The organism is Carboxylicivirga caseinilyticus (assembly GCF_050589785.1).
GTDB lineage: Bacteria > Bacteroidota > Bacteroidia > Bacteroidales > Marinilabiliaceae > Carboxylicivirga > Carboxylicivirga caseinilyticus.
Genome location: NZ_JBNGOX010000006.1, coordinates 95232 through 120972 on the forward strand (window position 1 = coordinate 95232; position 25741 = coordinate 120972).

23 protein-coding genes are annotated in these 25741 nt (G+C 37.3%); 9 read left to right on the forward strand and 14 right to left on the reverse strand.

The window, feature by feature from the left end:
• The first annotated feature begins 163 nt into the window (after nucleotides 1-163).
• A complete protein-coding gene (locus ACRD62_RS04990) occupies nucleotides 164-1369 on the forward strand; it encodes a T9SS type B sorting domain-containing protein (RefSeq protein ID WP_430819030.1) in 1206 nt (401 codons plus the stop codon).
• A gap of 64 nt (nucleotides 1370-1433) precedes the next feature.
• Here the strand turns inward: ACRD62_RS04990 and ACRD62_RS04995 are convergent, their stop codons facing one another.
• On the reverse strand, nucleotides 1434-3590 hold the full coding sequence (locus ACRD62_RS04995; RefSeq protein WP_430819031.1) for an elongation factor G: 2157 nt from the start codon (nucleotides 3588-3590) through the stop codon (nucleotides 1434-1436).
• A 277-nt stretch (nucleotides 3591-3867) separates the two neighbouring features.
• On the opposite strand from ACRD62_RS04995, the gene ACRD62_RS05000 reads away from it, so the two are divergent.
• Together ACRD62_RS05000 and ACRD62_RS05005 are read left to right on the forward strand one after the other, a co-directional pair.
• Nucleotides 3868-4218 carry a DUF190 domain-containing protein gene (locus tag ACRD62_RS05000; protein WP_430819032.1) on the forward strand — a complete coding sequence of 117 codons (351 nt, stop codon included), beginning with the start codon at nucleotides 3868-3870 and terminating at the stop codon, nucleotides 4216-4218.
• A 61-nt stretch (nucleotides 4219-4279) separates the two neighbouring features.
• Nucleotides 4280-5881, forward strand: a complete 1602-nt coding sequence (locus ACRD62_RS05005) for an alkaline phosphatase family protein (RefSeq protein WP_430819033.1) — start codon at nucleotides 4280-4282, stop codon at nucleotides 5879-5881.
• Nucleotides 5882-5910: 29 nt separating this feature from the next.
• Here ACRD62_RS05005 and ACRD62_RS05010 read toward each other — a convergent pair whose 3' ends face one another.
• From ACRD62_RS05010 to ACRD62_RS05040, 7 genes are all read right to left on the reverse strand, one after another.
• A complete protein-coding gene (locus tag ACRD62_RS05010; protein ID WP_430819034.1) occupies nucleotides 5911-6789 on the reverse strand; it encodes a hypothetical protein in 879 nt (292 codons plus the stop codon).
• A gap of 279 nt (nucleotides 6790-7068) precedes the next feature.
• On the reverse strand, nucleotides 7069-8961 hold the full coding sequence (locus ACRD62_RS05015; protein ID WP_430819035.1) for a methyl-accepting chemotaxis protein: 1893 nt from the start codon (nucleotides 8959-8961) through the stop codon (nucleotides 7069-7071).
• Nucleotides 8958-9395: a response regulator gene (locus ACRD62_RS05020; RefSeq protein ID WP_430819036.1), complete on the reverse strand. Its 438-nt coding sequence runs from the start codon at nucleotides 9393-9395 to the stop codon at nucleotides 8958-8960. The genes ACRD62_RS05015 and ACRD62_RS05020 overlap by 4 nt, the downstream gene beginning before the upstream one ends.
• A 196-nt stretch (nucleotides 9396-9591) precedes the next feature.
• Nucleotides 9592-10248: a response regulator transcription factor gene (locus ACRD62_RS05025; RefSeq protein ID WP_430819037.1), complete on the reverse strand. Its 657-nt coding sequence runs from the start codon at nucleotides 10246-10248 to the stop codon at nucleotides 9592-9594.
• Nucleotides 10249-10270: 22 nt separating this feature from the next.
• Nucleotides 10271-11506 (reverse strand): PAS domain-containing sensor histidine kinase, encoded by a 1236-nt coding sequence (locus tag ACRD62_RS05030; protein WP_430819038.1) that lies wholly within the window; start codon nucleotides 11504-11506, stop codon nucleotides 10271-10273.
• A gap of 26 nt (nucleotides 11507-11532) precedes the next feature.
• On the reverse strand, nucleotides 11533-12681 hold the full coding sequence (locus ACRD62_RS05035; RefSeq protein ID WP_430819039.1) for an iron-containing alcohol dehydrogenase: 1149 nt from the start codon (nucleotides 12679-12681) through the stop codon (nucleotides 11533-11535).
• 122 nt (nucleotides 12682-12803) lie between these two features.
• Entirely contained in the window at nucleotides 12804-13667 is an 864-nt protein-coding gene (locus ACRD62_RS05040; protein ID WP_430819040.1) for an AraC family transcriptional regulator, read from the reverse strand.
• 148 nt (nucleotides 13668-13815) lie between these two features.
• Between ACRD62_RS05040 and ACRD62_RS05045 the strand changes: the two genes are divergently transcribed.
• From ACRD62_RS05045 to ACRD62_RS05060, 4 genes are read left to right on the forward strand one after another with little or no spacing between them, the layout of a single operon-like run.
• A complete protein-coding gene (locus tag ACRD62_RS05045) occupies nucleotides 13816-14712 on the forward strand; it encodes a dihydrodipicolinate synthase family protein (RefSeq protein WP_430819041.1) in 897 nt (298 codons plus the stop codon).
• Between the two features lie 11 nt (nucleotides 14713-14723).
• Nucleotides 14724-16199, forward strand: coding sequence for an aldehyde dehydrogenase (NADP(+)) (locus ACRD62_RS05050; protein ID WP_430819042.1), 1476 nt, complete (start codon nucleotides 14724-14726; stop codon nucleotides 16197-16199).
• Between the two features lie 38 nt (nucleotides 16200-16237).
• Nucleotides 16238-17254: a 4-hydroxyproline epimerase gene (locus ACRD62_RS05055; protein ID WP_430819043.1), complete on the forward strand. Its 1017-nt coding sequence runs from the start codon at nucleotides 16238-16240 to the stop codon at nucleotides 17252-17254.
• A 3-nt stretch (nucleotides 17255-17257) separates the two neighbouring features.
• On the forward strand, nucleotides 17258-18496 hold the full coding sequence (locus ACRD62_RS05060) for an NAD(P)/FAD-dependent oxidoreductase (protein ID WP_430819044.1): 1239 nt from the start codon (nucleotides 17258-17260) through the stop codon (nucleotides 18494-18496).
• Here the strand turns inward: ACRD62_RS05060 and ACRD62_RS05065 are convergent.
• From ACRD62_RS05065 to mutY, 6 genes are read right to left on the reverse strand one after another with little or no spacing between them, the layout of a single operon-like run.
• A complete protein-coding gene (locus tag ACRD62_RS05065; RefSeq protein WP_430819045.1) occupies nucleotides 18490-19227 on the reverse strand; it encodes a phosphoglycerol geranylgeranyltransferase in 738 nt (245 codons plus the stop codon). The two genes, ACRD62_RS05060 and ACRD62_RS05065, sit on opposite strands and share 7 nt — an antisense overlap.
• Nucleotides 19217-19861, reverse strand: a complete 645-nt coding sequence (locus ACRD62_RS05070; protein WP_430819046.1) for a 4'-phosphopantetheinyl transferase family protein — start codon at nucleotides 19859-19861, stop codon at nucleotides 19217-19219. The genes ACRD62_RS05065 and ACRD62_RS05070 overlap by 11 nt, the downstream gene beginning before the upstream one ends.
• A gap of 7 nt (nucleotides 19862-19868) precedes the next feature.
• Nucleotides 19869-20459, reverse strand: a complete 591-nt coding sequence (gene gldD / locus ACRD62_RS05075; RefSeq protein ID WP_430819047.1) for a gliding motility lipoprotein GldD — start codon at nucleotides 20457-20459, stop codon at nucleotides 19869-19871.
• Nucleotides 20456-21787 carry a gliding motility-associated protein GldE gene (gene gldE / locus ACRD62_RS05080; RefSeq protein WP_430819048.1) on the reverse strand — a complete coding sequence of 444 codons (1332 nt, stop codon included), beginning with the start codon at nucleotides 21785-21787 and terminating at the stop codon, nucleotides 20456-20458. The genes gldD and gldE overlap by 4 nt, the downstream gene beginning before the upstream one ends.
• A 21-nt stretch (nucleotides 21788-21808) precedes the next feature.
• Nucleotides 21809-22276, reverse strand: a complete 468-nt coding sequence (locus ACRD62_RS05085) for a single-stranded DNA-binding protein (RefSeq protein ID WP_430819049.1) — start codon at nucleotides 22274-22276, stop codon at nucleotides 21809-21811.
• 58 nt (nucleotides 22277-22334) lie between these two features.
• Entirely contained in the window at nucleotides 22335-23378 is a 1044-nt protein-coding gene (gene mutY / locus ACRD62_RS05090; RefSeq protein ID WP_430819050.1) for an A/G-specific adenine glycosylase, read from the reverse strand.
• A gap of 123 nt (nucleotides 23379-23501) precedes the next feature.
• On the opposite strand from mutY, the gene ACRD62_RS05095 reads away from it, so the two are divergent.
• Nucleotides 23502-23786 carry an HU family DNA-binding protein gene (locus ACRD62_RS05095; protein WP_321407662.1) on the forward strand — a complete coding sequence of 95 codons (285 nt, stop codon included), beginning with the start codon at nucleotides 23502-23504 and terminating at the stop codon, nucleotides 23784-23786.
• Between the two features lie 221 nt (nucleotides 23787-24007).
• Complete coding sequence (locus ACRD62_RS05100; RefSeq protein WP_430819051.1) at nucleotides 24008-25558, forward strand: Rne/Rng family ribonuclease; 1551 nt, start codon at nucleotides 24008-24010, stop codon at nucleotides 25556-25558.
• Nucleotides 25559-25741: the final 183 nt, after the last annotated feature.

Sequence of the window (25741 nt, forward strand, 5' to 3'; positions counted from 1 at the left end):
GAGAAAAAGTGGAGGATATGACTATTTTTAAGGATGAATACTCTTTTCGCAACGAAAGAGCCTGGCTGTAAGTAATAAGTTGTTGCTTTTTATCGTTTGAAAGAAATATTATAGCTTTGAATGGTTGAACAACACTTCAAAAATTGAAGTAATCACTTGATACATGAATAACACACATCGATTTTTTATTATACTGGTATTTCTGTTGCCTCAGCTAATGATTGGTCAGAGCATTACATCCAATGCTTTTTATTCAGAGAATACTGATTACCCGGGAGGCAACAATGATCCGATATTTTTTTATTCAACTATGTCGGATGCACAATTACTGGCACCCATTGTTGCCGGTGCAACTTATAACTGGTATTCGTTTAATACTGCAACAGGTGCTTTTGACATACTTGAACAGAGTGGTGGTGAGACATTAATGAATGTGACAGAGAAAGGATATAAGGTGGACGTAATAGGCGGAGGAACTGTTACTCCATATTTTTGCTGGAATTTTGTTCCAGCTGCAGCAATTGATTCTATTGGTCTGCCTACAGAATCATGCAGTAATATAAGGTTAACAGGATATGTAAATAATAAGCCTCTTGTTTATTATAATCATAAGGGAGATGGAAACTCTCAGCTGATTGATTATGGATACAGCTGGTCATCTGCTCCAACCGGACCAATTGATGGAGTAACGGAAGTTACTCAACTGATTACTGCACCTACTGAAGACACTGAATACTCTTTTGTAGTTGGGCAAAAGTTTGCAGTCGGTATAACCCCGGCTACATTGAGTTATGCATATGAAGCCATTGCAGTATCTGCTGTTTTTAGTTTTGAAACAGAAGGAACGGCTGATAATGAAGCAACAGAAGGTTCAGCTCCTATGGTGGTGCGATATTCAGACGAATCTTTGGGTAATGTTACTGATTGGGAATGGACTTTTGGTGATGCAGGGAAAGATTATGTGGCAGACCCAATATTTACTTTCCAAAAAGCCGGTGATTATGCGGTTAGTTTATGGGTAATGAACTCAGATTCGGGGTGTGAATCAGATAGTGAAGTACAAACCTTTACCGTAAAAGAAATCGTTTTGAAGGTTCCAACGGCTTTTACTCCGTTTAGTAGTCCTGGTGAAAATGATGAGTTTAAAGTACTATACAGATCCATTAAAAAATATCGCATTGTTATCTATAACCGATGGGGACGCAAAGTATTTTCAAGTAGTGACCCAGCACAGGGATGGAATGGTCGGATAGGAAACAGAAAAGCCGAACCAGGTGTGTATTTTTACGAGATAGAAGCAGAAGGCTACAATGAAGGAGAAAAAGTGACGCGAGAAGGAGCTGTTCACTTGATTGTGACTCAAAACTAAGATTGGCAATTAAAATATTAAAGGGGTTGATTTGTTATGAATCAACCCCTTATTTATTATTTAATTAATCATCATCTTGTTCCGCCTCGAAGGTTTTAATAAGTTCCGTTTGAATTTCAGGTGGAACTTTATCATACTGAGCAAATTCCATAGTGTAGAAAGCACGTCCGCCGGTGATACTACTTAATGAAGTAGAATACTTGTTCATTTCTTTCAAAGGCACTTTGGCTTTGATTACCTCAAAACCTTTTTCACTTGACATGCCTTCAATCATGGCACGTCGTCCCTGAAGGTCACTCATTACATCACCCATGCGATCACTAGGAACTTTTACTTCCACATTGTATACAGGTTCCAGAATTTTAGGGCCTGCAACTTTAAAAGCCTGGCTAAAGGCATTTCGTCCGGCCAACTTAAATGAGATTTCATTGGAATCAACAGGGTGCATCTTTCCGTCATAAACAAATACCCTGATATCGCGGGCATATGATCCGGTAAGCGGCCCTTCTTCCATTCTTTCCATGATACCTTTTAGAATTGCAGGCATGAAGCGTGCATCAATTGAACCACCTACAATACAGTTGTTATAAACCAGTTTGCCGCCCCAAGGTAACTTTACTTCATCGGTGTCACGAACGTTGAGTTTAATTTCCTGTCCATCAATTTTCATGGTTGCCGGAGTAGGCATGTCTTCATAGTATGGTTCGATAATCATATGAACCTCACCAAATTGTCCGGCACCACCTGATTGTTTTTTATGGCGATAGTCAGCACGGGCAACCTTTGTTATGGTTTCACGATATGGGATTCGAGGAGACAGGAATTCAATCTCAATCTTGTCATTGTTCTCAATCCTCCATTTCATAGTGTTTAAATGGAACTCACCCTGACCATGGACTATAATTTGTTTCAGCTCTTTTGAATATTCAACAACCAGTGTCGGATCTTCTTCATGCATACGTTGAAGAACTTCTCCTAATTTTTCATCATCACTTTCGCTTTTTGCCTTAATAGCTGTTCGGTATTTAGGATTTGGATAGTGAATCGGTTCAAACAGGTAATCACAACCTTTTTCGTTTAAGGTATGATTGATATGTGTTTCTTTTAATTTAACGGTTACACCAATATCACCGGCAACCAGTTCTGTTACTTTATGACGATTGTTACCTGCTACACAATTAAGTTGGGCAACTCGTTCTTTGGCGTTTTTATTGGCATTGATCAGGTCCATGCCTTCAGATACCTTACCTGACATTACCTTGAAGAAAGAAACTTCTCCCAAGTGAGGTTCAACTGATGTTTTGAATATAAACAAGGAAGTTGGTCCGTTTGTATCACATTTTACTTCTACTCCGTCTTTAGTAACAGGTGCAGGCATGTCAGATACATTAGGAACCACATTGCCAAGGAATTCCATTAAACGTCGACCTCCCATGTCTTTTTTAGCTGAAACACAGAATACCGGGAATAAATCGCGGGCAACCAGACCTTTTCTGATACCCTGACGCATCTGATCTTCGTTTAAGGTTCCTTCTTCAAAATAAAGTTCCATTAACGACTCATCATTTTCGGCTGCTGCTTCTACCAATGCGTTGTGTAATTCGTCTGCTTTCTCTTTTTGGTCAGCCGGAATATCAAGAATCTGTGGTTCGCCACCATCAGGAGCCCACTGGTACATTTTCATTTTCAGAACATCTACCACTGCATTAAAATCAGTACCTACATTAATAGGATATTGAATAACAACTACCTTTTTACCAAAAACTTCAATTGCATTTTCAAGCGTCTGTTCATAATTGGCCTTTTCATGGTCAAGCTGATTCATTACAAAAATTACAGGCTTGTTGTATTGTTCTGTATACCTAAAAAGGTTTTCGGTACCAACCTCAACACCTTGAGTGGAGTTAAGAAGCATTAATGCTGTATCGGTAACATTTAGTGAGGTAACTGCTCCACCAATAAAGTCATCAGAACCAGGGCAGTCAATAATGTTAAACTTACGATCAAGATATTCGGTAAACAGTACAGATGAAAAAACCGAGTAACCATATTCATGCTCCACCCGGTGATAATCTGATACTGTGTTATGGCTTTCAATGTCGCCACGTCTGTTAATGACACCACCTTCGTACAGCATTGCTTCTGCGAGGGTGGTTTTACCCGAGCCGCTGCTACCAAGCAGCGCCAGGTTTTTAATTTGATCAGCTTGATATACTTTCATAAAACTTGATTTAAGAGTTTGTAACTAATTTTTATTAGGTAATAAAAAGGGTGATTGTAAAATTAGCAATATTTAGTTACCGACCAAGAAAATCACTATTAATCTGAAAGTGGCTGCTCTTATTTAGTGCTGGTTTAAAAAAGGATATCTGTAAGCCTAAGTTTAATACATGTTCTTACAAATTTTTATCGATTTTAGAATGACAGATAATTTAATTGAATTTGTAAGTATTAAATCGTAATTTACCTACACTAATAAATACACCAAACACACTTTTATGGTACTTGATGGAGATGCAAAGAAACTCAAAATTATAGTTAGTGAGGAAGGAATAGTGTACCAGCGTTCACTCTATGAAGCAATCTTATTTGCTGCAAAGAAATATAAAATTGCAGGTGCTACAGCTCACAAAGGTATTCTTTCGTATGGGGCGGATGATTTAGCCAATAATGCAAAAGCTTTTTCGTTGCCAGAGAATATGCCTGTCATTATTGAAATGGTTGATCGGGAAGAACGCATTTATGATTTTGCCGAGATTGTTTCGAAGTTAATCGATAAATCGGGCTGTGGTGGAATTGTTTATGTTGAAAGCGTGGATGTAGTTACATACAAAAAAAGCGTCTGCTAAGGTAATTCCTTTTTTATTTCGCTGTTGCTATAGTTATATTTGGGCACCAAATTTAATTATAATGACACGATTTAGATTTACCATATATATACTACTCGTACTAAGTTTTAGTTATTCGGCTATAGCTCAGCATCGTATTGCCTCACCCAAGCCAAAGCTGGTTGTGTTTTTTCTGATCGATGAATTAAGTACAGACCAGCTTGTAGCATTCAGAGATAAATTTAGCAATGAAGGATTCAATCGTTTAATTGACGGAGGAGCCTTTTATAGAAATGCATCTTTTCCGGCAGGATCAGTTTATGCCGGGTGTAATCTTTCGACTTTGTACAGTGGAGCTTATCCCTCAACTCATGGTATAATCTCAGATGTATGGTATGATAAATTAAAATACAATAAGGTTCTGGCCGATGCTGCAGATATTGATAAAGGAGTTTTGCCTTCAGCTAAAAATATGCTGGCTTCCACTTTTACAGATGAGTTGAAATGGATGTATAATGGTCAGTCGAAAGTAACAAGCATTGGTTTTAACCCTGATTTTCTTGTTTGGACTGGCGGTCATTCACCTGATTATACATACTACCCTGACGAAACCACTGGAAATATGGTACTCAATGCAGATACTTCCATAATTAAGCTGCCTGATTGGGTAAATGAGTTTAATGGAAAGAAATTACTGGATGTTTATGCCGAGAGGCAGTGGGGACCAATTGCTGATTTGAGTGAGTATCATCAATTACAGTATTTCAGTGAAGAACTGCCACAAGGACATACGTTTTTGTATTCTTTAAAGAAGGGAAAAGAAAATAATGTTTATCAAAATGTTTTGGAATCACCTTATGGAAATAAGTTGATCAGAGATTTTACCGTTAGTCAGGTGTTAAACGGTGAATATGGAAAGGATGAGGTTACTGATATTTTAACGGTTCAGTTTACAACTCGCTCTGCACATCGTACTTCTGCTGCTGCTTTTGAGGCAGAAACAGAGGATATGTTGCTTCGTTTAGACCAGGAGATTGCTGATATGCTTAAAATACTGGATAGTGAAGTAGGTCTGGAGAATACATTGGTTATAACCAGTGCCATTGCAGCACCTGTAAGATCTGTAGTTGATAATGGAAGGGCAAATATTCCTACCGGTTTATTTAGTGGCAGAAAGGCTGCTTCTTTATTAAATCTTTACCTGATGGCAATTCATGGGCAAGGAACCTGGGTTAAGGCTTATCACGATGGTCAGGTTTATTTGAATCATGAGTTACTGGAGCAATCGAAAATATCGAAAAAGGAAATACTGGATCAATCGGCTAAGTTTTTGATGCAGGTTGAAGGTGTTGCTTATGCCTTACCCGCTGATGAACTTATGGCATCAACATCCGATCTGGCTGCTATGGAAAGCTTAAAACTCAATTATCATCCAAAACGTTCCGGTGATATTCTGATTAGACTGCAACCCGGCTGGAATGAAGAAATTGATGGTAAGGATCCTGTACATCGCCACTGGACTTCATCTACCGTACCATTGGTTTTTTACGGATGGAAAATTGGCAGAAGAAATATTTACGAAAAAGTATCTATGGCTGATGTAGCTCCAACTATCTCTTCTTTTCTTGAGATACCCTTTCCTAATGGATGTGAGGGTAAACCTTTAAAAGAAGTTTTGCCTTAGTTTTCTATTAATTCTGATTTGAATTCTGTTTATTCGTTAACGAACAAAGCTTTTGCTTCTTCGGTGATGGGCTGAAGGTAAATCTTTCCTCCTTTAAAATCAAAGGTTATTAAAAAGTGTCTAAGAAATTGATATCCTATAATTGGCCTTATGTCATCACAAAAAGTAATGGGTACATTATACAGAACAAAATTATAATCGAAATTTACCTGCGATACTATTTGTTCATACATATCAATTACAGTAACATCATCCAATGACACGCGGTAGCCAGTCATGCTGTTTTTAATTCGATATCGTTTTTCGAGTGCAGGGCCATTCCATGAAAGATTAATGCCGACAGGCATGGATACTTCCAGTTCAACGGGTTGCCGCATGTATTGCCAGGGTTCAATATCAATAGTTGGTGTCTTATGTAATAAACTCTGAGTAAAACCTATGGTATTGGTTTCTTCGGGAATACTCAGTTCTTTAATGTTATCGGCTATACGAATTAATTTCTTATCAAAATCGAACTGAACTGCCAGTTTATTGAACAAGTCAGCTCCGATAGTGCCAATTACAGGGGCCGGGAAAGCATATTCACTTCTATTGCCCAGATGTCGTTTGGTTTTAAATTTAGTATTTGAAATGACCCTGTCGCCAATGGTTATCTGCTTAAATTTAAAGGTTGTCTCGAGGGTATCCAGACCTAGATCATGCAAACGATAATTCATGTCTTTTCGCAGGTAGTTACCTCCTGATGTTTCAACAATAAATAATTGTGGCAGATTAATGCCATCTATTTTAAGTTCCACAACCAGCTGGCCGGTTGGTAGCTGAGTATATGGTATTTCAGTAATTTTTGCGGATAGATTACAAATGAAGAATGTGGTAAGGAGTATTAATATGGTTGGTTTTCTTTTCATCGTATATCGTTTCTAATGGTTCGATAAAGCTAAGATAATTGTAAATACTAAGTTTTCATATAAAAACTCTAATGAAAAGAATGGAATAGAATACAAGAAAAAGCCATCATCGTCAGCATAAAACTAACAATGATGGCTACCATCTGATTTACTTTAAAGGAGATGACCGACACAGAACCGATCATCTCACTTCCCCCTTAAATCACCCCTTGCCCCTTATTACCAAGTGGTCCCTCTCTTTAGAGGTAATGTAGATTATAGATATTAATGAACTTGGTTTTATACTCTAAAAAATGACATGATCTCACTTAGTTGTTCAGCCTGACTGGCCAATTCCTCTGAGCTGGTTGCCATTTCTTCGCTGGCTGCAGCATTTTGCTGTGTTATATTGCTTAACTCCTGTATAGCTGAATTTATCTGTTCCGATCCCTGGTTTTGCTCGTGTGATGCAGCAGCTATCTCTTTTACCAGTCCCACAGCTTTCTCCATCTGAGGAACAACCTGTTCCAGTCGTTCGCCTGCAACTCTGGCTTTTGCAACGCCATTATTTGAAACCGTAAATATATCGTTGGCAGCTATTTTACTACGCTCAGCTAATTTGCGAACTTCTCCGGCAACAACAGCAAACCCCCGGCCATGCTCTCCCGCCCTTGCCGACTCTACTGCTGCATTTAAGGCCAGGATGTTGGTTTGCATTGCTATTTCGTTAATGATCTGAATCTTTTCTGCAATCTCAATCATAGATACTGCTGCTTCTTTAGCTGTATCATAACCGATCTGAATATTTTGTGCAGTGGTTTGTACAATTTCTTCTGCTTTTCCTGAATTGAAGTTGTTCTGCTCAATATTTGCTACCATCTCTTCCATTGATGAAGATACCTCCTCAGTGGATGATGCCTGTTCCGAAGCTCCTTGTGAAATCTGTTCAGAGGCAGTACTTAATTGCATACTTGCATCCGATACATTTCTGGCTCCCTGCTGTACACTTGATATAACCTCTTTTAATTTGTAAGACATCATGGTTAATGCATTGGCCAAAATACCAACTTCATCTTTTTGACTAATATCAAGCTGATGTGTAAGGTTACCTTCGGCCAGGGCCTTGGCCAGATCAACAGCTTTGTTTAATCCTCTACTTATGTTTCTGCTTAATAATGTGTTAATTATAAAGAATAGAGCCAGTGATATAAACATTGATAATAAAATTGAGCTCCGTGCCTCTCTAACCGACTTCATTAAATCATCATGAAATACTGTAATGACTACATAAGAATCTACTTCATCAACATATTCATAATAAATCTCAACGTCTTCGTCTCTCCAGTTGGTTCGTATCTTATCTTGTTCCTTACCTGATTCTGTTATCAGTTTAAATATTGATTCTTCTGAAATGTCTTTCCCCTCTTCTGTTTTGTGAATCAGTATTTCGCCATCAGCCTCCAATAAAAATGGATATCCATTTTCATAGTAGGTTTTAGAATAGAATATTTCTTTTAGCCCACTCAGATCTTTTTCGTTCACTCCAAAATAGAGCATACCTTCAACTTTACCGTCGATTACGATCGGGCTGTATCCTGTGAGATACCAATCATTAACAACAAAGGCTCTACCAAAAAATGTTTTACCATCGTTAACAGTTTGTGCTACAGGTGAACTGTTAGGAATGTAAGTATTTACGGCTCTTTGCCCATTGTTATCTAAAATATTGGTTGAAATTCTTAAATATCCACCCGGTATGCGTTGGAAAATAGTAGCGGTACCGCCAATCTTTTCTTTAATGGCATCAACAATTGCATGATTACCATGTATTTTATTACCCCCAATAGTCCATGAGTTAAGAGTAACAGAACTTTCTTCTTTGGTCGCCTGGTTAATAGCAGTGTATTGGTTCTCATCGCGATGATCAATTTTTATTTCCCCTAAGTTGTTAATGTAACATTCAACGTAGTGTAAACCTATATCTATTTCTTCCTGGTTTAATTTGATTTCGTTTTTTAGAAATCTTGAGATATCATCAACCTGTTCTGTCAACCGGTTATGGGCATCTTCAAGAAAGGTTTTCTTCTCCATTGAAACCGTGTAGATTGTTAAAGCAATAAATATTACTGCTATCGTTAGCCCCAAAATTATATTGAGTCTGGCACCTATTCTGATATCATTAATAAACTTCATAATGTTTCCCCCCTTTTTGAGTTTATTTCTTGTGTAAGATTCTTCAGTTTTAGGTTGGTTGGAAAAGAGTAACTATTATTGTGTACTTCTGTTAATACTTTAGACATGTGATCAAATACAGTGTTTTTCGGAACGAACCCTCTGAAGCCTGAACCAATCAGGTCGTTCAGAAAAACACTGTCTGAATGATTTGTTACGGCAACCAGTTTCAGGTGATGATACCTGTATAATAATCTTTTGGCTACCTCAAATCCATTCATATCAGGCATTTCAATATCCAATAATATGATATCGGCCTGATTCAGTTTACTACTACTCAATAAATCGCCCCCCGAACTAAACTGATCGATAACATTGTAGTGTAACTTCTCTTCTAAAAAGAAGGTCACTGCTTCCAGGAAGCTCTTATTATCGTCAACAACAATTAGTTTCATTGTTCTAGTTAGTTTTAACCCGATACATAGGTTTTTTAATACTCCCACTCTTCATCTTTTATTGATGATGTAAAGATAGAGTACCCAGGAGGCGTTTTTTAGAGGTAATTTGTAGGAATTTATAGGGTATTTTTACCTTATTGTTGTTGAGGGTTTTCCATGTAGTGGGTTAGGGAAAACTTGTCGGAAGGAAATGTTATAGTTCTATTAGTTGATTCTTAATGGCATATACAACAAGGCTTACAGCATTCTTACTGCCTGTTTTTTCAAGCATAAGGGTTTTATAATTCGAAACTGTTTTGGGAGAAAGGTTTGTTTTGTCTGCAATTTCTTTAGCCGATAAACCATCCACCATATAGGTAAGTATCTCTATTTCTTTCGAATTTAGTTCTATTTCGGGCTGACTATCCGTTTGATTTTTTTCCTGACGGTATTTTATAATCATTTCCTGTAATAAAGCTGCTGAAAAGAAGGTGCCGCCCTTTAAAACAGACCTGATTGCATTTGATAATTCTTCGAGGTTTGCTGTTTTGAATACAAAACCTTTAGCACCTGAAGTCATCATGTCGTAATAATACTGATGGTCTGTAAACATTGAAATTGCCAATACTTTTATATCAGGTTTAATTTCCATTGCTTTCTGAAGGGCTTCAATACCATTCATACGGGGCATTTCAATATCCATTAAAACAAGGTCAGCATCATTGTGGTGCAGCAACTCTATAAATTCCAGTCCGTTTGAAGCCTGTGCTACAACCTTACCAATATTATTGAGCTCAAGTAGTGTTTTTAAGCCATCTCTGAATAAATCATGGTCATCAACTAATATTATATTGGGAAGATCTGTGTTCATTTCCTGATTGTTTTACCTTTTATTAATCTATATCATTTCCGTTCGAAAGGTGAGTGGCAACAATTATTTTCACCTTAAATCCTTTTCCTTTCTTTTGTTTGAAATCGATTATACCGCCTACACTTTTTACTCTGTTTATAATATTGTTGATACCCATACCCAGGTTGGTTTTATTCCTATGATCCTCAGATAAACCTTTTCCATCATCGGAGTATGTAAAATAAATAATTTCACCTTCTTTTTTTATGGTAATCTCTGAGGTACTGGCGCCTGCATGTTTTATTGTGTTATTAATAAGCTCGGTTGTTACCCTGTAAAACATTACTTCAAGGTCTTTATCCAATCGTTGAGATAAATTGTGTTTCAGGTTAACTTGTAACTTACCTGTTTCTTTTATTTTTTCAATAAAAATATTCAGAGCTTCAATCAGGCCATAATTTGTTAAAACATGTGGACTTAGGTTCTGTGAGACTTCTTTAATTGATTTGGTAGCCTCGTTGATACTTTCATTAATTTTCTTCTTAATGATCTCGATATGATCCTGGTTATCGGTGTCATTCAGCCATTGAAGGTATAGTTTAATGGTTGATAAGATGGGACCAATGCCATCATGTAACTCCTTTGCAAATCGAACCCTTTCTCTTTCTTCAGTTCTGATGGTTGCCAAACTGAAATCCTGTTCCAGCTTTTTAAGTTTTGTAATATCTCTTACAATTGCCTGTACATAATTATTATCGCCAATCGTAATACTATTTAATGATGCTTCAGTATAAGCCAGCGATTTATCTTTTCTTATTACTACCCAATCAAATATTTGTGATTCACCTCCCATCAGTTTTGTTTTGTAATTCTCTAGGGCTGTAACGGTTAATTCTCCATTTGCCTGATATTCGGGTGAAAAATCTATTGGACTAAGTCCCATTACATCATTTTTGCTGTCATATTGCAGAAGTTTTAAAGCCTGATTGTTGCATTCAACACAATGATCAACGGTATCAAAAATAAAGATGGCATCATTGGCACTTTCAAACAATTCTCTAAAGCGCTCTTCTTCAATTTCAAGTAATATCTTAGTATTTACAAGATCTTCAATTGTTTTATTCAGTTCAATGGTTTTTGTTTCCAGAGCTTTAGTTTTTTGCTCTAATTCATGAATGTGTTGCTGAAGCTGAGGATAATAGCTTTTACTAACGGAATCTTCACCGAGACCAAGAACTTTTCTTCTAATAGCTTCCTTATCGTCGTTATATTCACTCATACATGAACCTGTTGAAATCTTCTTATTTAGTATAGTAGTTTTGTAAATAGCTTTTTGATGTCCTCTAACTCTACAACTCTTGGATTTGTTGCAATACAAGGATCATAAAAAGCATTGGTGGTAATTTGTTCAATGTTGATATCTTCAACATTATAATGGTTAAATGAAGTTGCAACACCAAGTGAACGTGCTAATTGTTTTACTTTATCTGTTAGCTTAGCCTTAATCTGATCGTCAGGTGTTTTAATATCACCTCCCATACTTATATAAATATCCTTGAATTTTTCAGGACAACTTTCGAAGTTAAAGTCTATACAATAATCCATTAAAATAGCGTTGCACTCTCCATGTGGTAAATCTTTCAATCCACCCAGGCTGTGGGCCATTGCATGAATTATTCCTAAACTGGCATTAGAGAATGCTATACCTGCCAGCATACTTCCCTTCATTACATTGTTTCTGGCTTCCACATTATAAGGTTCATTAACTGCAGTCAATAAATTGTTGCTCAGTAATTCAATAGCTTTTAGTGCATTTATATTTGTAAATACAGAACTGGCGTTAGAAACATACGCTTCTATGGCATGTACCAAGGCATCAATCCCCGTATTGGTAGTTAATTCAGCATCCATTGATGTAGTAGTTATGGCATCAATAATTGCTACATCAGGAACAAGTGCCTTGCTAATAATGGCTATCTTCTTTTGTTTATGGGTGTTTAAAATGATGGCAAATTGAGAGATGTCGGCAGAAGAACCGGCTGTTGTAGGAATACAGATTAATGGAGTCATTGGAACACGAATATTATCAACACCTTCGAATTCGTTAATGTCTTTGCCATTTGTACAAACAATACCAATTCCTTTCGCACAATCAATTACACTACCACCTCCAATGGCAATAATAAGATTACATTTTTCTTTTATGTACAATTTAGCTCCTTCGTTCACCTCATAGTCTTTGGGATTTGGAGTGATATTGTTATAAATAATGTAATTGAGTTGATTTTCCTGTAACGATTCTTCCAGTTCTTTTACCCATCCCGCCTTCTGTACACCAGAATCGGTTACCAGAAGAATCTTGTTTGCATTGAAGTTTTTAGCAAATTTGGCAGCAAGGCCAATTGAATTATCTCCATAAACAATCTCCGGAACCCTGTATTTTCTTAAGTTCATACCAAAATTATTCGTTGCGTTACCGAAATAAGTTACAAGAAAATTTCTTTTTTACTTAATTTTTTAATGAGTTTATCAAATTATTGTAGTTTTTAATCACTTGACTGGCTATACTATCCTTTTCAATTGTATTTTTTTCGGTATTGAAGAGGAGTTAGTTTGGTAATTTGTTTGAACTGCCTGTTGAAGTAAGAAATACTGTTATAGCCACATTTTGCTGCAATATTTCCAAAACTGTCTGTTGTGCCAGCAATTAAGTTACCAGCGTATTCAATTCTCATTTCGTTCAAAAAAACTGTATATGGTTTCCCGGTTCGTTGTTTAAAATAACGACAGAATGAATTTGGAGTCATATTTGCCACTTCTGAAATTTCCTGTAATTCAATGTCTTCCTTGAAATTTTTGGATAAATACTGAAATACAATATTGATTCTTTCATTATCAGCTTGTTTGATTGGTGTATGATAACTTATAGTTGACAGGCTGCGGCAATCTTTTGATTGAGCAAAAATATTGAGGATGTTCATAAATGTTTGAAATCGTTCGAAGCCATCCTGTGTTTGGCAATCTTTTATTAATTGGGATACTTCAGTTTTGTCGTTACCTTCAAGCCTTAATCCTTTTGTAGCTTCTGTCAATAACCTTTTAATATGCGCCATTTCCGGAATTTCAAAGAATTGCTGACCAAATGACTCATCCTTAAAGAAAAGCGAAATACTGTGAACGTTTAATTCGGAGTCAGGCTCATAATAGACTTCATCACATCGGGTTACGTGCGGTACGTTTTTCCCAATCATAAATATATCACCGGGTTGGAAACGCTCGATATGATTGCCAATAAAGCTGGTTCCTTCTCCTTTTAAAATGAGTGTTATCTGGTGTTCAGGGTGATAATGAATATTGTCATAGAAAGTTGATCCTTTATCGACCTGATGGCGAAAAGAATTATTGCCGGTTTTAGGAATGATAAATCTGATAGCTTTCATAAGTAATAAAATGCCTTAAATTACCATTAAATATAGTTAATGCTATAAAAGTAGAATAAATAGTTCAAAAAATGGTTAATATAAGAGTAAAAAAGGATATAAATATCCGATATGTTTGTAATGTAGATTAATCATTAAAACTATAAGTATGAAACCAACCTGGACAGGAGTATATCCAGCAGTAACAACGAAGTTTAAAGAAAATGGAGAGCTTGATATAAAAGCCTTTATTAAAAACATAGAACACCAGATTGAGTCAGGTGTTTCTGGAATTATTCTGGGAGGATCATTGGGTGAATCCAGTACGCTGAGTGCCGATGAGAAAATTCAACTGGTACAGGCACTTCAACCTTATCGGTCAAAAGTGCCGGTTATCATGAATATTGCCGAGTCGAGCACTGAAAGAGCAATTGAGGCTGCTATAAGAGCTGAAAAAGAAGGGGCTGATGGCCTGATGTTATTGCCTCCACTTTTGTATAAGGCCGATGCAGAGGAAACAGTTGCGTATTTCAAAGAAGTGGCTTCCTCAACATCCTTACCGATTTTGCTTTATAATAATCCGGTTGATTATAAAATTGAAATCACAGTAGATATGTTTGAGCAACTGAAAGATGTGAGCAATATTGAAGCTGTGAAAGAATCAACCCGTGATTTGACCAATATTACCCGAATGAAAAATGCTTTTGGCGATCGCTTTAAGATTATGGGTGGTGTTGATACGCTTTGCCTGGAAGCTCTTTTACTGGGGGCTGATGGTTTGGTGGCAGGATTGGTTTGTGCCTTTCCAAAAGAAACAGTTGTGTTATTTGAATTAGCCAAACAAGGTAAAATCGAAGAAGCCGTTCAGTTGTATCGTTGGTTTATGCCATTACTCGAAATGGATATTCATGCTAAACTGGTTCAGTATATTAAGTTGTGTGAAGTTTATACAGGGATAGGAACGGAGTATGTGCGCGCACCTAGAAAAATAATAACAGGAGCTGAGCGAGAAGGAATTGTAGCAACTATTGAAGCTGCTTTGAAGAATCGACCTGTTTATAATTAAAAAAATTACTTATGACTGATATTAAGACGGAAGTTGAGAATGCAATGCAGCATGCTGCTGATGCATTTCTCATCTTTAAGAAAACTTCAGGCAAGCAACGAGCTGATTTTTTAAGGTTAATTGGAAAAGAAATTGTTGACCTTGGTGATACTCTTATCCAGACCGTAATAAAAGAGTCACATCTTCCGGAGGGTAGAGTCGTGGGAGAAAGAGGAAGAACAGTTGGTCAGCTTGAGAAATTTGCAGATTTGGTTGAAGAAGGATCGTGGAGAGAAGCAGTAATCGACAAAGGTGATGCGGGGCGGCTACCTTTACCCAAACCTGATTTAAGAAAACTGTTGATTCCTATGGGCCCGGTAGTTGTATTTGGAGCAGGTAATTTTCCATTAGCCTTCTCGGTGGCAGGTGGCGATACTGCGTCTGCTCTGGCAGCAGGAAATCCGGTGGTGGTTAAAGGTCACCCTGCTCATCCAGAAACAAGCTTGTTGGTTGCTTCTGCTATCAATAAAGCCATTGAAAAGAGTGGATTGCCTAAAGGAGTGTTTTCAATGATTCAGGAGGACGGGATTGAATCAGGTAAATTATTGGTTCAACATCCGGTTGCTAAAGCAGTTGGATTTACCGGGTCGACTATTGCCGGTATGGCTTTGGTAAAATTGGCAAGTGAACGCGACGAACCAATACCTGTTTTTGCAGAGATGGGAAGCATCAATCCTGTGGTGATTTTAAAAGATGCCTTAAAAAATAAATATGCTTCCATTGCTTCCAATTTGGTTGCCTCGATAAATATGGGAACAGGGCAATTTTGTACGAATCCGGGTTTGATTGTTACTACCAAAACAGATGGATTTGATGATTTTGTTTTAGAATTGTCAAAGCAAGTGAGTCAAACCTCAGGAGCGCGAATGTTTAGCAATGGAGTATTGCGTAACTATCAAATAAATGCTGATAAGGTTCTGTCTCATTCAACAGTTCAATTAGTAGCAAAAGGTATTGATGCTGATGCTGAAGTTGTACCTCCTGCAGTGGCCACAGTTTCTGCTTCTGATTTTATAAAACACCCGCAGTTGCATGAAGAAGTGTTTGGTCCGTTTAGCTTGCTGGTTGTTTGTGATGATGATTCACAGTTAGTAGAGGTATTAGCTAATTTAAAAGGACAGCTAACAGCAACTCTTCAAGCTGAAGAAGAGGAGTTAGGTAAGAATCAGGCATTAATTAATTTGTTGGTTGAAAAGTGTGGAAGATTGCTGCTGAACGGGGTGCCAACAGGTGTTGAGGTAGGTGCGGCAATGCAACATGGGGGACCGTTCCCGGCATCCAGTGATTCGCGATTTACGTCGGTAGGTGTTGATGCTATCAAGCGATTTGTTCGACCTGTTTGTTATCAGGATTTTCCCGATCATTTATTACCTCTGGAATTACAAAATGGCAATCCTCTTTCTATCTGGCGCAGGGTTGATAACAAATGGACCAGAGAAGAGATTTAACTAATACACATAACTCTTAAACCTTTAACCATAAACAAATGGCGAAAAAAAAATTTTTTTGTATCGACGGACATACCTGCGGGAATCCAGTAAGAGTTGTGGCCGGTGGTGTTCCAAACCTTAAGGGGAAAAGCATATTCGAAAAACGTGAGCATTTTTTAACGGAATATGATTGGATTCGAACGGGTTTGATGTTTGAACCACGGGGTCATGAACAGATGTCGGGAAGCATGATATTTGCACCTGAGAATCCTCAGAATGATGCAGGTATATTGTTTATCGAAACCAGTGGTTGCCTGCCCATGTGTGGTCATGGAACCATTGGAACCGTTACCATTGCCATCGAAGAAGGCTTAATTACTCCACATACTCCCGGTGAATTGCGACTGGAAACGCCTGCAGGTCTTGTGTTGGCTAAGTACAAGCAAAATGAGAAAGGTAAGGTGGTTTCTGTAAAAATCATTAATGTTCCATCCTTTTTGTATAAAAAGGGCCTTACCATTGTGAGTCCTGATTTGGGTGAATTAACCGTTGATGTTGCTTACGGTGGAAACTTTTATGCCATTGTTGATGAACAGAAAAACTTCTCTGGATTACATCATTTTACTGCAGATGAGTTAATCTCATACAGTGGTGAAGTTAGGAGACTGTTGAATGAGAAATACAGTTTTGTACATCCTCAGAATGAAAAAATCAATGGATTGAGTCATGTGCTATGGACTGGTAATACTATTAGTGAAGAGGCAGATGCCCGTAATGCAGTGTTTTATGGAGAGAAAGCCATCGATCGTTGCCCTTGCGGAACAGGTACATCGGCTCGTATGGCTCAATGGTACTCATTGGGTAAACTGGAGGTTGGATCATCTTTTTTACATGAAAGTGTGATTGGCAGTCAGTTTATCGGTACGGTAGAATCGGACCTGAAGATTGGAGATTTTGATGCCATAGTACCTGGTATTGAAGGCTGGGCTAAGATTACAGGATACAATCATATTATTATTGATGATGAGGATGATCCGTATGCATTTGGTTTCAGAGTAGTTGGTAAGTTATAGTCTATGAAAAAGAAGGTATTAATTATCGGGGCCGGAGCTATTGGTCTCCATTGTGCCTATTATCTTCACGAAAAGGGTTGTGAAGTTGAGGTTGTTGAGGCAGCAGAGCAACAAGATGAAAGTGGATGCTCCTATGGGAACTGTGGGTTGATTGTCCCCAGCCACTTTGTACCAATGGCATCACCGGCAATGCTTCATCAAGGATTAAAAATGATTTTTGATTCGAAAAGTCCGGTTTATCTTCCATTACTAAGAAATATAAAAAATATTGGGTGGTTCTCCCGCTTCCTGCTGGCTGCGAATAAAAGCAAAGTAAAGAACGGTATTCCTGTCCTTTATCAGTTGAATAACGAAAGCCATAAATTATATCAAGAGTTGGATAAAATATCCAATCACAAAACTCAATATCAGCATAAAGGATTATTGATGATGTGCACTACTGATAAAGGATTGGATGAAGAAGCTGAGCTGACAAAAATTGCAGATTCTTTAAACATTAATACCCATGTTTTAAGCTTGTCGGAAGTGTTGGAAAAGGAACCTCGTTTGTCGCTTGATATAAAAGGTGCGGTATTATATGAAAGTGATGGAAATGTTTCTCCTGATAGTCATATGCGTTGGTTGAAGTCTTATCTTGAAGAGTCTGGCGTGGTTTTTCATTATGGAACAGCAACTGAAAAGATCATGATAAATAAGGGGAGAATTAGCGGAGTAAAGGCAAAAGGTGAGACATTTTATGCAGATGATTATGTTTTGGCGGCTGGTGTTTATTCATCATTTATAGCCAGATCCATTGGATTATCTTTGCCTGTTATTGCCGGGAAAGGGTATAGTATTGATATACCATCAGAAGAAATACCATTAAAGACTCCGGCTATTTTATCAGAAGCCAAGGTTGCTTTAACTCCTTTGGGTCATAAGGTAAGGCTGGGAAGTGGAATGGAATTTGGCGGAAGAGTGGGTGAGTTAAGACTGAAACGAATACAATCGATGCTAGATAAAACGAGTGCTGCAATTCCATCGATTCAACCAATGAGAGCCGAAAAACAAACCGTTTGGGAGGGGTTGAGACCTCTTAGTCCAACAGGTGTACCTTATATTGGTAAAAGTAAGGCATATAAGAACTTATTTGTGGCAGCAGGACATGCAATGATGGGAATGAGTCTGGCACCAATAACCGGTAAGTTAATTTCACAGCATGTGATGGGCGAAAAGCCAGATATTGATTTAGGAAGCTATTGATTGAATGATTTTATTACCTCACTAAACTCCTCAATTAACGAAAGGTCTTTTTCCAGAGCATTGCCTGTAACAATGATATCGGCACCGGCTTTACAGGCTGTTTCAATTTTTGATGAAGTGTTCAATCCTCCGCCAATCATTAACGGAATATCTATTTGTTGTTTAACCGATGAGATCATTTCGGCAGAAACCGGATTTTTAGCTCCACTGCCGGCATCCATATAAATAAGTTTCATTCCCAGGTATTGACCGGCCAGGGCAGTGGCGATGGCAATGTCATTCTTGTCGGCTGGAATAGGTAAGGTATGACTGATGTATTGAACAGAAGTAGTACAACCTCCGTCAATCAGTAAATACCCTGTCGAAATGGTTTCAGTATTGTTAGCCTTGATTAATGGAGCACTGGCCACATGGTGACTGATAAGATATTCCGGATTACGCCCCGAAAGAAGGGATAGAAACAGAACCGCATCAGCGTTGGATGCATATTGAGTTGAAGAACCGGGATATAAAACAACCGGTAAATGAATATGCTTCTTCAATTCATTAAGAAAGACATAAGTATCGGTACTCACAAGACTGCCACCAACCAGAAGTAAATCGGGTGTGACACGATCTAATAAAGCAGATAGTGATTTCATCTGTTCAGTTCCGAATTTATCTGGATCGAGCAGTAAGGCAAGTTGTTTTTTCTGTTGCTTGAAATTATCTGATATCTGCTTATAAATCATTTTTGTTGTTTAGATGATATACTAATGCGTAATCGGGTGTTATTTCGTAATCAAGAATCAGATCCTGATCGTGTTGTTTGTAACTACAATGCGAATTGAATTCTCCTCTTTCACAAATATTAAAAGCATTAATGCGGAAATGTTCTTTAAAAACCACTCCCCATTCGTCAAAGTATTTGTATAATGTTTCTTTAGCAGACCAGATTAAAGTCAGGAAGTTAACTTTCTCTTTGTCTGTAATAAATTGCCATTCTTCATCATGAACAAAGCGGGATGCTGCTTTTTCGACGCGTGGAGAACAAATTTCAATATCCAGAGCCGTTGGGTGGTCTGATATGCTAACAGCTACAAAATTAGTAGCATGTGAGATGCTGATGTGCTTTGATTGATTAACCAGAAATGGTTTACCGTTATCAGTATAGTTTATTTGTGGGTAATCGTTAATGAATTGCTGTAGTATGATTCGGGAGCAAATCCATTCTTTCTTGCGTTTATCCAGTTTAAATGTATCAAATACCTGTTGATCAGTATTAGATAAATCAATCATTTCAAGCAACTCGTCGAGACTCTCTGTTAAATGCCAGATAGCCACTTTGCCCTGTGTGTTTTTCTCTATTATTCTCTCCAGTGGCATCGTTCAGTTATTTCCATTCAATACTTTCGATAAGATGCTCAATGTCTTCCTTCACAAATTGAATAACAGGAGCCAGCGAATCTTTGTTAGGTACCGTATTAAAATATAACGAACCTCTTAAAAAATGCTTTGTGCTGTCGGTTACAAAAAACTGGAAAGGAGAAGCCGCATTGCCTTTGATTTCGTATAAAACACCCATCACTTGTTTATCAGGATTTTCGAAATATCGCTCATTAATGGCATCTGCCTTAATGCTATGCTTATAAGCCAACTTACGACTATCTTCCAATAAATCGTAAAAACGGTCGCCAACTGTTTTGTAGCTTAAATGAATTTGCCCGTTTAAGGTTGGGAACGATACATTACACCAATATGCCTCAGCGTCTGGTAAAGTGTCGGCCACTATTTTGGCATATTCAGGATATTCAAATTTATATGGGTAAGTGGAGTCGAATAACTGGTAACTGTGTTCAGGAAATTCTATTCTAAAATACCCTCTTGGTTTTGGAGATTGGTGTCCCCTGCATGATGCCAGAATCGCAATTAAGGTTATCGCAAATAATGATAACATTACTGAATTAGTCCATCCTCTTCTCATTTCTTTTTCTCCTTTTTCAACTCAAATTTTATCCTCTTAATCCTTCGGTTATCAACCGATAAAACAGTGAAGATAAATTTCTTGTATTCAATCTTTTCGTTCTTTTGAGGTATTTCACCTTTCAGTTCAAGAATCAGACCGGCAAGTGTTTCAGCTTCGCCTCTTACATCATCAAATGAATCCTCTTCGGTGTTGGTGGCTTTATGGAAATCGTTAATTTGAGTTTTAGCTTCAAAACTATAGGATCCGTCCGGAAGGATGGTGTAAAAATCTTCATCATCATCCAACTCGTCATTGATGTCACCAACAATTTCTTCCAGAATATCCTCAAGTGTTACAATGCCTGATGTACCTCCATACTCATCAACCACAATGGCCATATGAATCTTTCTTGATTGGAATTCATCCAGTAAGTCATTCAGCATTTTTGTTTCCGGAACATAATAGGCTTCCCTGATAAGTTTCTGCCAATTAAAATCAGGATCATTATCTAAATGAGCCAGTAAGTCTTTTACGTATAAAACTCCTTTAACATTATCAGGAGTATCTTCGAAAACGGGTATGCGCGAATAACCTGAATCAATAATGGTTTGTAATACTTTGTTGTAGTCACTTTTTATCTCAACATCGATCACATCTACTCGAGCTGTCATTATTTCATCCACATTGATGTTACCGAACTTAACAATTCCTTGTAATATCTCTTTTTCCTCGGTAATATCGTTACCTGTTAATTCAAGTGCATGAGAGATGTCGTCCATTGAAAGGTTATTCAATCTACGCGATAACCTGCGATTAACAAATCCAGTTGATTTGGTCAGTATCAGGCTAAGCGGACTAAGAATCTTTGTAAGAATCCATAATGGATAAGCCATCAGGCCGGCAAACATTAAAGGTGATTTAGAAGCATACACTTTAGGTAATATTTCACCAAAGAACAATATTATTGATGTGATGAAAATAATCTCAATGAGTATCTGAATCAAGCTGTTGCCATTAAATACAATCAGTTCACTTGTAATGAATGAGGTTAGTATTACTATTGCAACATTAACAAAGTTATTGCCAATCAGAATTGTTGCCAGTAAAGTCTCTTTGTCATCAAGGTGGTCTAAAATAAGTTTATTTTTTCTCGAATTTTTCTCTTTTAGCTTGTCCAGATCAATAGGTTCAAGCGAGAAATATGCAACTTCAGAACCAGAAATCAGTCCTGAAGACAACAAGAAAAAGAGGTTTAAGAGAATGGCAAACGCAGTACTTACCGAAAAAGGTAGAAAATCAATTCCTACGCTTGCCTGCATTATAAGGGGAATACTATCAGCTTCCAATCAATATCTATTTAAATTGAACTAAAATGGTAGATCATCCGTTTCATCTTCCTTCAAAAAATCATCGTTTTGAGGAGGGGAAGAAATTGGCTGTGATTGAGGCGTTGTAGATTGTTGGCTACCCATTCCGGAATCACCATTATTGGCACCGTCACCTCGTCTTCCTAATAATTGCAAATTATCGGCATATATCTCAGTTACATAACGCTTATTTCCATCTTTGTCGTCGTATGAACGTGTCCTGAGCTTTCCTTCAATATAGATCTGAGTACCTTTTTTTACATAACTTTCAACTACTTTGGCTAAGCCTCTCCATACAACAATGTTATGCCATTCGGTCCTGTCCGGAATTTCCTGTCCATTACGTGTGGTATAACCTCGTTCGGTAGTTGCCAGCGGAAAATTTGCTACAGCACCATCGTTTTCGAAGTGTCTTACTTCAGGATCTTTCCCTACGTTTCCTACTAAAATTACTTTATTAACCGACATTATATGTTTATTAAATTTGCGAATTTAAAAGTACAAAACTTTCAATTTAAAACAAACGTTACTCTTTTTTGTATCCGGGTATATTTTGTTCGTTAAAAAAGTTAACAACTAATTGTGGAAATGGATAATTAATGCATTCAGCTTTTTTTACTGTTTGATAATCATTGATGCCAAGTTTTTCTATTGCATTTGTCGTTGTCAGGAAAAAGCTTGAATGAATAATCTGATGACTCAGTATATGTTTGGTCTCATTCAATAATTTAACCTTTTCATTTATTTGCTTTTTGAAAAAGTTGGCAGAAAGTTTCTTTTCAGACTCTATTAATGGTAACTGATAGAGATTTTGCCAAATATCTTTTCCATTTCGTTGTTGTATATATAAGGTATCTGTTTCGTCGACTAAAAAATAGTTGAAGTATCGGTGTCGTTGGCTAATCTTCTTGCTTTTTACCGGAAGGTTGGGTATTTGACCTGTAAGAAAAGCCACACAGTCCGTTTGAAAAGGACATTGATCACACTCCGGAGATTGAGCCTTGCAGATAACAGCTCCCATTTCCATCATAGCCTGATTATGGTGTGCCGGTTCATTAGTGTTTAATAATTCATTGGCAAGTTCGGTAAAGCGTTTTTTTCCTTCGGTTGAGTCAATGGGTGTGTCTATTCCTTTTATTCTTGATATGAATCTATAGACATTACCGTCTAAAACAGCATATGGTAACTGAAAAGCAAAAGAAGCTATGGCAGCTGCAGTATAAGTACCAATACCTTTTAAATTAAGAATCTCTTTATAGGTGTTCGGAAATTGAGAATTGTGTTTTTCAACAATTGTTTTAGCCGCCTGATGTAAATTTCTGGCCCTGGAGTAATAACCTAAACCCTGCCACAATCGGAGTACCTGTTCCTCATTGGCCTGTGCAAGTGATTGTACATTAGGAAAGTTATCAATGAAACGATGATAATAATCTAAACCTTGTGCAACACGGGTTTGCTGAAGTATGATTTCTGATATCCAAATTTTATATGGATCAGTGGTTTGGCGCCAGGGAAGGTTCCTGTAATTGTTATTATACCAGTCAAGCAATCGTGTTCCGAAATCCGTCATTATTAAAATTTTAAGCAAAAATAATCGTTTTGTTTTTTTTTATTGAGATTTCATTTATCTTTGCAATCTGAATTTTAGAGAATTAGCTGTAAATAATTGATAATTAAATAATTTTAAGAGAAAATGACAAAGGCTGATATTGTAAACGAAATTTCGAAAAATACTGGAATTGAGAAAGTTACTGTTCAGAAGACTGTTGAAGCCTTCATGGACACTATTAAAGGTTCATTAGTGAAAGGTAAAAATGTGTATTTGAGAGGTTTTGGGTCTTTCGTAGTGAGAAAAAGAGCAGAAAAGACTGCACGTAATATTTCTAAGAATACTACTATTATTATTCCAGAGCACTTTATTCCTTCATTCAAGCCTTCTAAGAGCTTTGTTACAAAAGTGAAGAATAACGTAAAGTAAGTATAACCAATTAAAACGTGAAACCATGCCAAGTGGAAAAAAACGTAAAAGACATAAGATGGCTACGCACAAGCGTAAGAAAAGACTAAGAAAAAACCGTCATAAGAAGAAGAAATAAATTTCTTTAGTCTAAGAAAAATTAGCAAACAGAAAGTGTTTCACTTTCTGTTTGTTGTTTGTATTTATATACAACGATCTTTGAAATAAATTGCGATCATATAGTGAATGCAGAACTGTTTGTAGATGTTGCTCCCGATCATCTTTCAATGGCACTATTGGAAGACAAGCGTTTGGTAGAACTCCGCAAGGAGAAAAGTAATGTTCAGTTCGCTGTTGGAGATATTTATCTCGGAAGGGTAAAGAAAATTATGCCCGGCCTTAATGCAGCGTTTATTGATGTAGGATATGAGAAAGATGCCTTTTTACATTATCTAGATCTTGGACCACAATTTCGTTCCCTACAGAAATTTTTGAATATTGCTTCCAACAAAAAGGGAGTTGTTGCATTGCACAAGCTTAAACCGGAACCAGACATTAATAAAAATGGAACCATTCCGGAAGTTTTAACAGCAGGACAAAATGTTTTGGTCCAGGTGGCCAAAGAGCCCATTTCAACAAAAGGGCCTCGATTAACATCAGAATTATCAATAGCAGGAAGAAACCTGGTACTGCTTCCTTTCTCCGACAAAGTATCGGTAAGTCAGAAAATTTCTTCAGCAGAAGAAAGAAGTCGCCTGAAACGATTGGTAACGAGTATAAAACCTAAGAATTATGGTGTTATAATCCGAACCGTTGCCGAAGGTAAACAAGCTGCCGAACTGGATAAAGAATTACGTACATTAGTTAAAAGGTGGGAAGAAAATACCGCCAAAATTAAGGATGTGAAAGCACCGGGTTTGGTTGTTGGTGAAATTGGCAGAACTTCAGCATTATTAAGGGATATTTTAAATCCTACATTTAATTCCATATTTGTGAATAATGAAGAAGTATGCAGTGAAATAAAAGATTATGTCGGTTTGATTGCACCTGACCGACAAAAAATTGTAAAGCACTATAAGGGTGGTGCTCCAATATTTGACCAGTTTCAAATTCATCGTCAAATAAAGGCATTATTCGGAACTACAGTATCGTTTAAAAGCGGTGCTTACCTTATTATTGAACATACCGAAGCCCTTCATGTAATTGATGTTAATAGTGGTAACCGTTCTAAATCGGCCTCCAACCAGGAGAACAATGCCCTCGAGGTAAATCTCGCAGCAGCCGACGAAATTGCTCGTCAACTTAGGCTTAGAGATATGGGTGGAATCATTGTTGTTGACTTCATTGATATGCAGAATAACGAAAATCGTCAAAAGGTTTTCGAAAAAATGAAACAGGCCATGGCGTCTGATCGAACCAAGCACAATATTTTACCATTGAGTAAATTTGGCTTGATGCAGATTACCCGCCAACGTGTAAGACCTGAAATGCATATTCAAACAACGGAAAGTTGTCCGACCTGTAACGGTACCGGCACAATCCAACCAGCTATTTTTTGGCCAAAGGTATTGGAGGATGCTGTGAAAAAAGCTGTGCAAGCACTTAAAATGAAGAAGTTGATCCTGAAGGTTCATCCTATTGTGTATGCTTACCTTAAAAAAGGTTTTCCGTCTAAAGTATTGCGATGGAAATTTAAATACACACATGGTTTGAAAGTAATGCCTTCCGACTCACTGGGCTTCTTGGAATTCAAGATTGTAGATAATGAAGATAATGAGGTTGACCTGTCATAGGTCAACCTTTTTTTTGTCCTTTTTTCAAATAATTTTTCGAATTATGAATGGCAGAAAATGAACAGTGTGTCATTTCGTCGGATTATCTGTCAGTAAAATTTAATGTTAAAATTTTGTTAATGCATTCACCCTTTTTTACTTCTTAGGTGTCTTACTATTAGATGAATTGTAAATGGGAAGTGA

Excerpts from the sequence above, each read along its gene's own strand:
- ACRD62_RS05025 (WP_430819037.1), bottom strand. The coding sequence starts at position 10,248 with ATGAACACAGATCTTCCCAATATAATATTAGTTGATGACCATGATTTA.
- ACRD62_RS05010 (WP_430819034.1), bottom strand. The coding sequence starts at position 6,789 with ATGAAAAGAAAACCAACCATATTAATACTCCTTACCACATTCTTCATT.
- ACRD62_RS05000 (WP_430819032.1), top strand. The coding sequence starts at position 3,868 with ATGGTACTTGATGGAGATGCAAAGAAACTCAAAATTATAGTTAGTGAG.
- mutY (WP_430819050.1), bottom strand. The coding sequence starts at position 23,378 with ATGACGGATTTCGGAACACGATTGCTTGACTGGTATAATAACAATTAC.
- ACRD62_RS05030 (WP_430819038.1), bottom strand. The coding sequence starts at position 11,506 with ATGAGTGAATATAACGACGATAAGGAAGCTATTAGAAGAAAAGTTCTT.
- ACRD62_RS05095 (WP_321407662.1), top strand. The coding sequence starts at position 23,502 with ATGACAAAGGCTGATATTGTAAACGAAATTTCGAAAAATACTGGAATT.
- gldD (WP_430819047.1), bottom strand. The coding sequence starts at position 20,459 with ATGAGAAGAGGATGGACTAATTCAGTAATGTTATCATTATTTGCGATA.
- ACRD62_RS05050 (WP_430819042.1), top strand. The coding sequence starts at position 14,724 with ATGACTGATATTAAGACGGAAGTTGAGAATGCAATGCAGCATGCTGCT.
- ACRD62_RS05045 (WP_430819041.1), top strand. The coding sequence starts at position 13,816 with ATGAAACCAACCTGGACAGGAGTATATCCAGCAGTAACAACGAAGTTT.
- ACRD62_RS05005 (WP_430819033.1), top strand. The coding sequence starts at position 4,280 with ATGACACGATTTAGATTTACCATATATATACTACTCGTACTAAGTTTT.
- ACRD62_RS05065 (WP_430819045.1), bottom strand. The coding sequence starts at position 19,227 with ATGATTTATAAGCAGATATCAGATAATTTCAAGCAACAGAAAAAACAA.
- ACRD62_RS05055 (WP_430819043.1), top strand. The coding sequence starts at position 16,238 with ATGGCGAAAAAAAAATTTTTTTGTATCGACGGACATACCTGCGGGAAT.
- ACRD62_RS05035 (WP_430819039.1), bottom strand. The coding sequence starts at position 12,681 with ATGAACTTAAGAAAATACAGGGTTCCGGAGATTGTTTATGGAGATAAT.
- ACRD62_RS05015 (WP_430819035.1), bottom strand. The coding sequence starts at position 8,961 with ATGAAGTTTATTAATGATATCAGAATAGGTGCCAGACTCAATATAATT.
- ACRD62_RS05020 (WP_430819036.1), bottom strand. The coding sequence starts at position 9,395 with ATGAAACTAATTGTTGTTGACGATAATAAGAGCTTCCTGGAAGCAGTG.
- ACRD62_RS04995 (WP_430819031.1), bottom strand. The coding sequence starts at position 3,590 with ATGAAAGTATATCAAGCTGATCAAATTAAAAACCTGGCGCTGCTTGGT.
- ACRD62_RS05060 (WP_430819044.1), top strand. The coding sequence starts at position 17,258 with ATGAAAAAGAAGGTATTAATTATCGGGGCCGGAGCTATTGGTCTCCAT.
- ACRD62_RS05040 (WP_430819040.1), bottom strand. The coding sequence starts at position 13,667 with ATGAAAGCTATCAGATTTATCATTCCTAAAACCGGCAATAATTCTTTT.
- ACRD62_RS05070 (WP_430819046.1), bottom strand. The coding sequence starts at position 19,861 with ATGCCACTGGAGAGAATAATAGAGAAAAACACACAGGGCAAAGTGGCT.
- ACRD62_RS05085 (WP_430819049.1), bottom strand. The coding sequence starts at position 22,276 with ATGTCGGTTAATAAAGTAATTTTAGTAGGAAACGTAGGGAAAGATCCT.
- ACRD62_RS04990 (WP_430819030.1), top strand. The coding sequence starts at position 164 with ATGAATAACACACATCGATTTTTTATTATACTGGTATTTCTGTTGCCT.